Source organism: Streptococcus mitis (genome assembly GCF_001579035.1).
GTDB lineage: Bacteria > Bacillota > Bacilli > Lactobacillales > Streptococcaceae > Streptococcus > Streptococcus mitis_J.
This window is the reverse complement of the sequence record NZ_KQ970291.1, coordinates 112,535-121,379: the sequence shown is the minus strand read 5'-3', so window position 1 is coordinate 121,379 and position 8,845 is coordinate 112,535. Positions and strand designations below refer to the sequence as shown.

The following is an 8,845-nucleotide window of genomic DNA, read 5'->3' as shown; positions in this document are numbered from 1 at the left end:
ACAAGCTCAAAGCGGTTATTCTCAACTATCCAGCTAATCCGACAGGAATTACCTATAGTCGGGAGCAGTTGGAAGACTTGGCAGCTGTTTTACGCAAGTACGAAATTTTTGTTGTCTGTGATGAGGTCTACTCAGAATTGACCTACACAGGGGAAACCCATGTGTCTCTAGGAACTATGTTGAGAGATCAGGCTATTATTATCAATGGTCTATCTAAATCACATGCCATGACAGGTTGGCGTTTGGGTCTGATTTTCGCTCCTGCGGTCTTTACAGCCCAGTTGATCAAGAGTCACCAGTACTTGGTGACTGCCGCAAATACCATGGCGCAACATGCTGCGGTAGAAGCCTTGACGGCTGGTAAAAACGATGCGGAGCCTATGAAGAAGGAATACATCCAGCGTCGGGACTATATTATCGAGAAAATGACTGCTCTTGACTTTGAGATTATTAAACCAGACGGGGCCTTCTATATCTTTGCTAAGATTCCAGCGGATTACAATCAAGATTCCTTTGCTTTTCTGAAGGATTTTGCTCAGAAGAAGGCTGTTGCCTTTATCCCTGGTGCTGCCTTTGGGCGTTTTGGAGAAGGTTATGTTCGCCTGTCTTATGCAGCCAGCATGGAGACGATCAAAGAAGCCATGAAACGTCTTGAGGAGTATATGAGAGAAGCATGATTCAGTCTATCACGAGTCAAGGCTTGGTGCTCTACAATCGCAATTTTCGGGAGGATGACAAGCTCGTCAAGATTTTTACAGAGCAGGTTGGCAAGCGCATGTTTTTCGTCAAACACGCTGGCCAGTCCAAACTGGCTCCAGTTATTCAGCCCTTGGTGCTGGCACGATTTCTCTTGCGAATCAATGATGACGGACTTAGCTACATCGAGGACTATCATGAGGTGATGACCTTTCCCGAGATTAATAGTGATCTCTTTGTCATGGCTTATGCGACCTACGTGGCAGCTCTTGCAGATGCTAGTTTGCAGGACAATCAGCAGGATGCTCCCTTGTTTGCTTTTTTGAAAAAGACTTTGGAATTGATGGAAGCTGGCTTGGATTATCAGGTTTTGACCAATATTTTTGAAATTCAAATCTTGACTCGATTTGGAATCAGCCTCAATTTTAATGAGTGTGTCTTTTGTCATCGGGTCGGTCAGGCTTTTGACTTTTCTTTCAAATATGGAGCCTGCCTCTGCCCAGAGCATTATCATGAGGATGAGAGACGTTGCCATCTCAATCCCAATATCCCTTATTTGCTAAATCAATTTCAAGCTATTGATTTTGAGACCTTGGAGACCATTTCGCTCAAGCCCGATATCAAGCAAGACTTACGCCAAATTATGGATCAACTCTACGAAGAGTACGTTGGGATTCACCTAAAATCAAAGAAATTTATTGATTCCCTAGCAGACTGGGGTCAATTACTAAAAGAGGAAAAGAAATGAAAAAAATCGCAGTAGATGCCATGGGAGGCGATTACGCACCTCAGGCCATCGTTGAGGGTGTCAATCAAGCCCTAGCTGACTTTTCAGATATCGAGGTTCAACTCTACGGAGATGAAGCTAAAATCAAGCAATATCTAACAGCAACAGAGCGCGTCAGCATTATCCATACGGATGAGAAGATTGATTCAGACGATGAACCTACGAGAGCTATTCGGAAGAAGAAAAACGCCAGTATGGTATTGGCAGCCAAGGCTGTCAAAGAGGGTGAAGCAGACGCTGTTCTCTCAGCTGGGAATACAGGTGCTTTGTTGGCGGCTGGATTCTTCATCGTGGGTCGTATCAAGAATATCGATCGACCTGGACTCATGTCTACCTTACCGACTGTAGATGGGAGAGGTTTTGACATGCTTGACCTCGGTGCTAATGCGGAAAATACAGCCCAGCACCTCCATCAATACGCGGTTCTAGGGTCTTTCTATGCTAAAAATGTTCGTGGCATTACGCAACCACGCGTTGGCTTGCTCAATAACGGAACAGAGAGTAGTAAGGGCGACCCGCTTCGCAAGGAGACTTATGAATTACTAGCAGCTGATGAAAGTTTGAACTTTATCGGAAACGTGGAAGCGCGTGATTTGATGAATGGCGTTGCGGATGTTGTCGTGGCAGATGGTTTCACGGGAAACGCTGTGCTCAAATCCATTGAAGGGACAGCCATGGGAATCATGGGCTTGCTCAAGACAGCTATTACAGGTGGTGGTCTTCGAGCGAAACTAGGTGCCCTCCTTCTCAAGGACAGCCTCAGAGGTTTGAAAAAACAGCTCAACTACTCAGATGTTGGTGGAGCAGTCTTGTTTGGTGTCAAGGCACCTGTTGTTAAGACTCATGGCTCAAGCGATGCCAAGGCTGTTTATAGTACAATCCGCCAGATTCGTACCATGCTAGAAACAGACGTAGTTGCCCAGACTGCGCGTGAATTTTCAGGAGAATAAAAGAGATGACAGAAAAAGAAATTTTTGACCGTATTGTGACCATTATCCAAGAGCGACAGGGAGAGGACTTTGTCGTGACAGAATCCTTGAGTCTGAAAGACGATTTGGATGCTGACTCAGTTGACTTGATGGAGTTTATCTTGACACTGGAAGATGAATTTAATATCGAAATCAGCGACGAAGAAATTGACCAACTGCAGAGCGTAGGAGATGTGGTTAAAATCATTCAAGCAAAATAGAAATCGGAGTTCCAAGGCACTTGCTTTGGAATTTTTTATTTGGTTCAAGTGACCGTTTAGGAACAGATTTAGTCTTTCTAGGGACAGTAGAAATCTGAGGAGAAATAAGGAATATAATAAAATTAGAAAAATCAATCTCCAAAAAGGAGAAAAAGAAAGGATTTTCACGATGAAAAAATATCTTTATTCTAGTTTGTTAGTTCTTGCAGGAGGCGTTCTCCTAGCAAATACTACGGTAGCCTATGCTGATTCCCCATCAGCAAGTGAGAAAGAAGCGATTGCTCAATTAGTTAATCAAGGCAAGATAAAAGCTGAAGAAGCTGATCAAGTAAAATTGATTGGTTTTGAAGATAAAGAAACTCAAGCAGAGGGCAATCAAGAGAAGAAAGCTTTCAATCAATATCGCGATCCGAAAGGAACATGGATGCAAACCAATGGTAAATGGTGGTTTAAATACGGTTCAGGTGGTTATGCTAAAAATTGGGAACAATTAGATGACAAGTGGTACTATTTTGATGACCAAGGATGGATGAAAGAAAATACTTGGATTCAACCTGATGGTAATTATTACTACTTATCTGCTAGTGGTGCTATGGTCACTGGTTATCAACGTGTGAATGGTACACCATACTTCTTTAGAGACAGTGGTGTATGGGTAGAAAATCGTGGACAGGCACTTGGTGAATACGCAAAGACATTTGTAGGGAAAGTCCCATATGATTGGGGTGGGACAGATTTGAATAGTGGCGTAGATTGCTCAGGATTTACGATGGCTATTCATGCTAAGTTCGATATTTATATTGGTAGAACAACTGGAGAACAAGCTGAAGGAGGGAAATTTATATATAGTGGCTCACAACTTCCTGGAGATTTAATATTGTACAATGGCGACCAAGGTTCAAATCAACATGTGGGTATTTATGTTGGTGGTGGAAATGTAGTTCATGCTCCACGTCCAGGTCAATATGTTTCTTATATGAATCAATATGGAATGGATCAAAATACAATTCGTAGATATTGGTGATATTGTCTAATTTTTCACAATGTTATTGACTTTAACTATGAAAAGTATTAGAATATAGCTAAATAAAGAGGGGAAGCCCTCCTATAGCTGTTTAATAAAGGAGGAAATGGCTATGAAAAAATCTAAACTACTCACACTTGGTTTGCTTGCAGGTGCTGGTCTACTTTTATCTATCAACCAAGCACAGGCTGCAGATACTTGGGTTAAAAATGGTGCTGACTGGAATCTTTCTCAAGATGGTAGTCTCGCTAAAAATAAATGGGTACAAAACGCAGGTTCTTGGTATCACTTCGACAGCACTGGTAAAATGCAGACAGGCTGGCTCAAAGACGGTGATACGTGGTATTCCCTAGCAGATAGTGGCGCTATGCGTACTGGCTGGTACAAGGAAGGTAGCACATGGTACTCACTAGCAGATAGTGGCGCCATGCGTACAGGTTGGTACAAAGAAGGGTCTACATGGTATTACCTCAAAGACAGTGGCGCCATGGCAACAGGATGGGCGACTGCAAATGGTAAATGGTCTTACTTTGAAAAATCAGGTGCTATGGTCGCAGATAGAGCTGTCCCAGCCAGTGATGGGGAAAAGTTTATGTCATTGGTAAGGATGGCTATCTAGCAAATAGAAAAGATGCTGGATACAATATTCATGATATTGTCAAACTTGGAGATGGGCAAGAATATTTGCTAAATGCTAAAGGTGACGATGTTATTATTGAAAAAAACACTTGGTATATCAGACCAGAGTTCAAGAAGTTCTCTAACAAATATGGAGATGAGGTTGCAAATACTACCTTAGCTTTAGTGGATAATAAAGAAGAAGGACAAGAAATTGATCCTAAGGCAGTTGTACAGAACTTCCAAAACTTACCAAATCGCTACTACTTTGATGAAAATGGACATCGTGTGGTTAATATCCCAGCAATGACAACCTATTCAGAGATTAAAAAAGTTGGCAATGATGTCTATTTAGAAAATCCAGGTGCACGACTTCGTCTTGGAGCTACCCACTTTACAATCAATAACAATAAACTATACTATTTAGAAAATGAGCAAGGTAAGCTCAAAACAGGTTACTTTGTATTAATTGATGATGGTATGGCTACAACCCACTATCACTTCCTAGCCTATGCGGATCAATCTGGTGAAATTCTTAAGATGAAACGCTTGCCATCAGGAGTTTCAGATTATCTGGATAAAGAAATCGATGGTTTATATGGTGAAAAAATTAAAATTGAATCTCCACACTCAAACGAATATTATAAAGTGGTTGTGGTTAAATAAAAATAACATCTTCACAACTAATCGTTAACGCTCTAACCAATATACCATTTTCAGGAGGCTTTAAATTTCTTGTATTTTAAAAGGAAACTAAAGCCTTTTGTAGATGGAGCAGGGGATAGAGTTATCTATAAAATAATGAAAAGGAGTCTGTCATGGCAGTCTCAAGGATATCGCTGCCAAGGCTGAAAAAGATTACTTTGTCTATGCCAATCGCAATACGTTGGTCAGTTTACAGGCCATTGAAGAGATGACTGCGACAGAAGTGACTCTGTTAGAAGGCTTGCACTTCCCCGTATCACGAACAGCCAGAAGAACCCTTAAAAAACATCTCAATGTCTGATATCTGTCAGACTTGTATGAAGTTATCAATAAGAATGTCGGAAAATTTTCTGATATTCTTATTTTTTTGACTTCTTTTTCGAATAGATAAGTAAGAGGAAAAGGAAGGAGCCTAGTTCATGTATCTACCAATTTTTTATCCGTGGTTTACTAAATTATTTTTCAAATAAATTTAATTAGTTGTACGTTTTCGAAATTTTTTTCGAATAGATAAGTAAGAGGAAAAGGAAAGGAGTTTGCTTCATGTATCTACCAATTTTCTATTCATGGTTTACTAAATTATTTTTCAAATAAATTTAATTAGTTGTACATTTTTGGATTCTTTCTCGAATAGATAAGTAAGAGGAAAAAGAAGGGAGCCTAGTTCATGTATCTACCAATCTTGTATCCGTGGTTCATTAAATTATTTTTTAAATAAAATTTAATTGGTTGTACATTTTCGAAATTTTTTTCGAATAGATAAGTAAGAGGAAACAGAAAGGAATAAAATAATGAAAGAACATTATTACGGATTTGTTGAGCTAACTTCGGAAGAATTGACCGATATTCAAGGTGGAGAAAATTGGACGAAGACCCTTGTAGATTGGTACATTGGATTTCGTAGAGGTTTTGGTTTTTAGGAGGATAAGAGATGAATGAAATGAATGATAAGTATACTATTGAAGTATTAAAGGAGAGCGACTTAGCCTTGCTGGTGGGTGGTAGCAAGGAAAGTTATCAACATGGTTTAATGGTGGGGTTCATTTTACGTCGTGCATTATTTGGATTCTAAGATAATATTTAGAGAGTAAAGGTTATCTATAACAACGAATAGAATATATGAAAAAGGAAAGACAAAAAACTACCTTTTTCAATCGTTAAGAATCAAAAAAGGAGAATAAGATGGAACAAATTAAAAATATGGAAAATAGTTTTCATGTAATGAGTCATGAGGAATTGGCCGATGTAGAAGGAGGCTTGCTATTTGGTCTGGTAGTAGTTGGAGGAGTCGCAATTGCAGGAACATTTTTATTGGGTGCGGTAGATGGTGCTTCAGGAGCACATGCTAAGCGTCGTGGACGTTAACAGGGAAGGATGAGCGCTAATGGAACGCATAATAGAAAGTTGGATTACTAGGGTAGAGAATTTTTACAGTTTGCAGTCAATTCCTGTAAAAGTATTCATTTTCATAGTTGGAGTAGTTGGGATTTATGCTTTAGGGACATTACTTTTAGGACCGGTTTATTGGGCGGGGCAGAAGTTTGGCGAAACAATTTACAATTATTTGTTTTAATAAAAAATTATAGATAAAGAGGAACAGACATAATGAATATGATAAAAATTGAAGAAAAATTTGCAAGTCTTACAGAAAAAGATTTGGCAACAGTAGAGGGCGGTCGAGTGTCATGGAGAGGTAATATTAACATCGATGTCCATAAAGTGATTGATAGTACGGGAAGATTTTTCGGTGGTATCTATAATGCTGGTAGATCATTTGGGCGAAATGTTTACAATGCATTTTATTAATATAGTTTATTAAAATTGACATCATATATTATATTTTTGAATTCATTTTCGAGTAGAGAAATAAGAGAAAAAGAAAACAGGGGAAGATTATTTCAGTAATTCAAGATTTAGATGAAACAATTTAATAAACACTGCTATACCAAACTTGTCAAGTTTGCAACAAGACAAGCATTAAAAATAAAAAAGGAGGCATTCGTTATGAATACAAAAACGATGTCACAATTTGAAATTATGGATACTGAGATGCTTGCTTGCCTTGAAGGTGGCGGATGCAATTGGGGAGATTTTGCCAAAGCAGGTGTTGGAGGAGGAGCAGCACGAGGTCTTCAGCTAGGAATTAAAACAGGAACATGGCAAGGTGCAGCAACTGGTGCTGCGGGAGGAGCTATACTTGGAGGTGTGGCATATGCAGCGACATGTTGGTGGTAATTATGGATTTTAAAAGTTTTATTATTGGTTTAGTAGTTGGTATATTTGGTCCCTATATGGATGATTTAATTAGAAAAAAATTTTTAAAGTCTTCGGAGAAGAAAACAGAAAAATTTGTCAAAAAATAATCAAAACGATAAATGATGAATCTGATTCAAAATTATCTTGCACATGTAAAGAGGACCATCTCTCCTCTTATCAGGTAAATAGGAATCTTGCAGTAGCGAATCAAAAAAAGGAGTAACTATGAATCGTAATTTAGAACGGTGTTATCTATTCTGACTAGGAATAGATCATACCAGAGGTGGCTTAGAAATAGCAGGGACATTAAAAATTGAAGTAACTTTAAATAGGATGTCGTAAATGTTACTATCAATGATTTATTTGTTCCAAGCTTGCCTAGGGTATCAGTAAAAAATCATTTTCCTTTCAATAGCATATTTTTAGTAGGTAGGACGTTTGTTCTGCCTATTTTTTGCTAAAAAGTGCAGTTGAAGTGTCTATTTGCATCATTTGGAGTTTTACATGTATTTTTGATAAAAAATAGGTATAGAAATTAGGAAAGTTGAAGAAAAGGAATGAAGAAGGTCTTAGTTTGTGATTTTTTACATACTTTTAAGTCTTGATGAACCAGCTTGAACTAATGTATAATTGATAGAAATTGAATACACTACTCCTTGAGGGCATTTTGCCCTCTTTTATATTTTACAATAAGTGTAAAAAGGAGAGTTTTTATGCGTTACGGTTATGTTCGAGTATCTACAAAAGAACAAAATATTGATAGGCAATTTTCAGCCTTAGTAGAAAACAAATTATCAAAAGAGAATATTTTTATTGATTACGTTTCAGGAAAAGATTTTGACAGAATGGAATATCAAAAATTATTAACTACCTTGAAAGAAAATGATGAATTGGTTATTAAATCAATTGATAGGTTGGGAAGAAACTATGATGAAATTTTAGAACAATGGCAAGCAATTACTAAGAAAAAGAAAGTAAATATAACTGTTTTAGATTTCCCCTTATTAAATACAAAGAATAGCAATGATAATATCACAGGAAAACTAATCTCCGATATCGTTTTACAAGTCCTATCTTATGTGGCACAGTTTGAAAGAGAACAAATCAAACAAAGACAAATGGAAGGAATACGGGAAGCACAGAAAAAAGGGAAGAAATTCGGTAGACCAAAATTGATTGTCCCGAATAATCTCCCTGATGTGATAGCTCAATATAAGAAAAAAGAAATAACCTTACGAGAAGGTGCAGACATCTTAGGAGTATCAAAAAGCACCTTTCACAATTGGATAAAAAATTCATAGTTCTTGTCAAAAAACCTAGACTTTTTTGGACAAACTTGATAAAATGGAAGTGTAATAATAATTGGTCAAAATGCTGGATTTTAGAACCTTTTTTCTAACGAAAACGCTTCTAAAATAGACTGTATTTTCTGTCCAAAAAATCCTAGATTTTAGGACAAACTGATTATTTTACAATAAATAAAAATAGGGGGACGACGAAATGGACACCAAAGCTAAAAAGTTCACACTTGCAACGATTTCAGCTCTATCACTTCTTGGGGTAGGAATTG

The 8,845-nt window shown here is 37.9% G+C and carries 13 protein-coding genes and 2 pseudogenes; all 15 read left to right on the top strand.

Annotation, left to right across the window (positions count from 1 at the left end; translation table 11 throughout):
* On the top strand, positions 1-677 hold a 677-nt coding region (locus SMIDD26_RS09660), incomplete at its 5' end, for an aminotransferase class I/II-fold pyridoxal phosphate-dependent enzyme (RefSeq protein ID WP_134990288.1).
* Complete coding sequence (gene recO / locus SMIDD26_RS09655) at positions 674-1,444, top strand: DNA repair protein RecO (protein WP_061439964.1); 771 nt, start codon at positions 674-676, stop codon at positions 1,442-1,444. The genes SMIDD26_RS09660 and recO, both read left to right, overlap by 4 nt.
* Positions 1,441-2,433: a phosphate acyltransferase PlsX gene (gene plsX, locus SMIDD26_RS09650; RefSeq protein WP_061439963.1), complete on the top strand. Its 993-nt coding sequence runs from the start codon at positions 1,441-1,443 to the stop codon at positions 2,431-2,433. The genes recO and plsX overlap by 4 nt, the downstream gene beginning before the upstream one ends.
* Positions 2,434-2,438: 5 nt before the next feature.
* Positions 2,439-2,672 carry an acyl carrier protein gene (locus SMIDD26_RS09645; protein ID WP_000136445.1) on the top strand — a complete coding sequence of 78 codons (234 nt, stop codon included), beginning with the start codon at positions 2,439-2,441 and terminating at the stop codon, positions 2,670-2,672.
* 169 nt (positions 2,673-2,841) lie between these two features.
* The gene (locus SMIDD26_RS09640) at positions 2,842-3,696 is read left to right on the top strand and encodes a C40 family peptidase (RefSeq protein ID WP_061439962.1); all 855 of its coding nucleotides are present in this window, start codon (positions 2,842-2,844) and stop codon (positions 3,694-3,696) included.
* A 112-nt stretch (positions 3,697-3,808) separates the two neighbouring features.
* A pseudogene (locus tag SMIDD26_RS13515) lies at positions 3,809-4,980 on the top strand (N-acetylmuramoyl-L-alanine amidase family protein).
* Positions 4,981-5,137: 157 nt separating this feature from the next.
* A pseudogene (locus SMIDD26_RS11960) lies at positions 5,138-5,320 on the top strand (LytTR family transcriptional regulator DNA-binding domain-containing protein); the annotation flags it as partial.
* A gap of 490 nt (positions 5,321-5,810) precedes the next feature.
* Complete coding sequence (locus tag SMIDD26_RS09630; RefSeq protein ID WP_000658221.1) at positions 5,811-5,939, top strand: smi_0059.1 family bacteriocin-like peptide; 129 nt, start codon at positions 5,811-5,813, stop codon at positions 5,937-5,939.
* An 11-nt stretch (positions 5,940-5,950) separates the two neighbouring features.
* Positions 5,951-6,091, top strand: a complete 141-nt coding sequence (locus tag SMIDD26_RS11955; protein ID WP_167747512.1) for a hypothetical protein — start codon at positions 5,951-5,953, stop codon at positions 6,089-6,091.
* A 110-nt stretch (positions 6,092-6,201) separates the two neighbouring features.
* Positions 6,202-6,384, top strand: coding sequence for a class IIb bacteriocin, lactobin A/cerein 7B family (locus tag SMIDD26_RS09625; RefSeq protein WP_061439961.1), 183 nt, complete (start codon positions 6,202-6,204; stop codon positions 6,382-6,384).
* Positions 6,385-6,403: 19 nt separating this feature from the next.
* The gene (locus SMIDD26_RS09620; protein ID WP_050235404.1) at positions 6,404-6,592 is read left to right on the top strand and encodes a hypothetical protein; all 189 of its coding nucleotides are present in this window, start codon (positions 6,404-6,406) and stop codon (positions 6,590-6,592) included.
* Between the two features lie 32 nt (positions 6,593-6,624).
* Positions 6,625-6,825 (top strand): SPPN_00645 family bacteriocin-like peptide, encoded by a 201-nt coding sequence (locus SMIDD26_RS09615; protein WP_061439960.1) that lies wholly within the window; start codon positions 6,625-6,627, stop codon positions 6,823-6,825.
* Between the two features lie 198 nt (positions 6,826-7,023).
* Entirely contained in the window at positions 7,024-7,254 is a 231-nt protein-coding gene (blpU, locus tag SMIDD26_RS09610) for a bacteriocin-like peptide BlpU (protein WP_049512844.1), read from the top strand.
* 2 nt (positions 7,255-7,256) lie between these two features.
* On the top strand, positions 7,257-7,382 hold the full coding sequence (locus SMIDD26_RS13510; RefSeq protein ID WP_007284823.1) for a PncF family bacteriocin immunity protein: 126 nt from the start codon (positions 7,257-7,259) through the stop codon (positions 7,380-7,382).
* Positions 7,383-7,988: 606 nt separating this feature from the next.
* Positions 7,989-8,576: a recombinase family protein gene (locus SMIDD26_RS09605; RefSeq protein WP_061439959.1), complete on the top strand. Its 588-nt coding sequence runs from the start codon at positions 7,989-7,991 to the stop codon at positions 8,574-8,576.
* Positions 8,577-8,845: the final 269 nt, after the last annotated feature.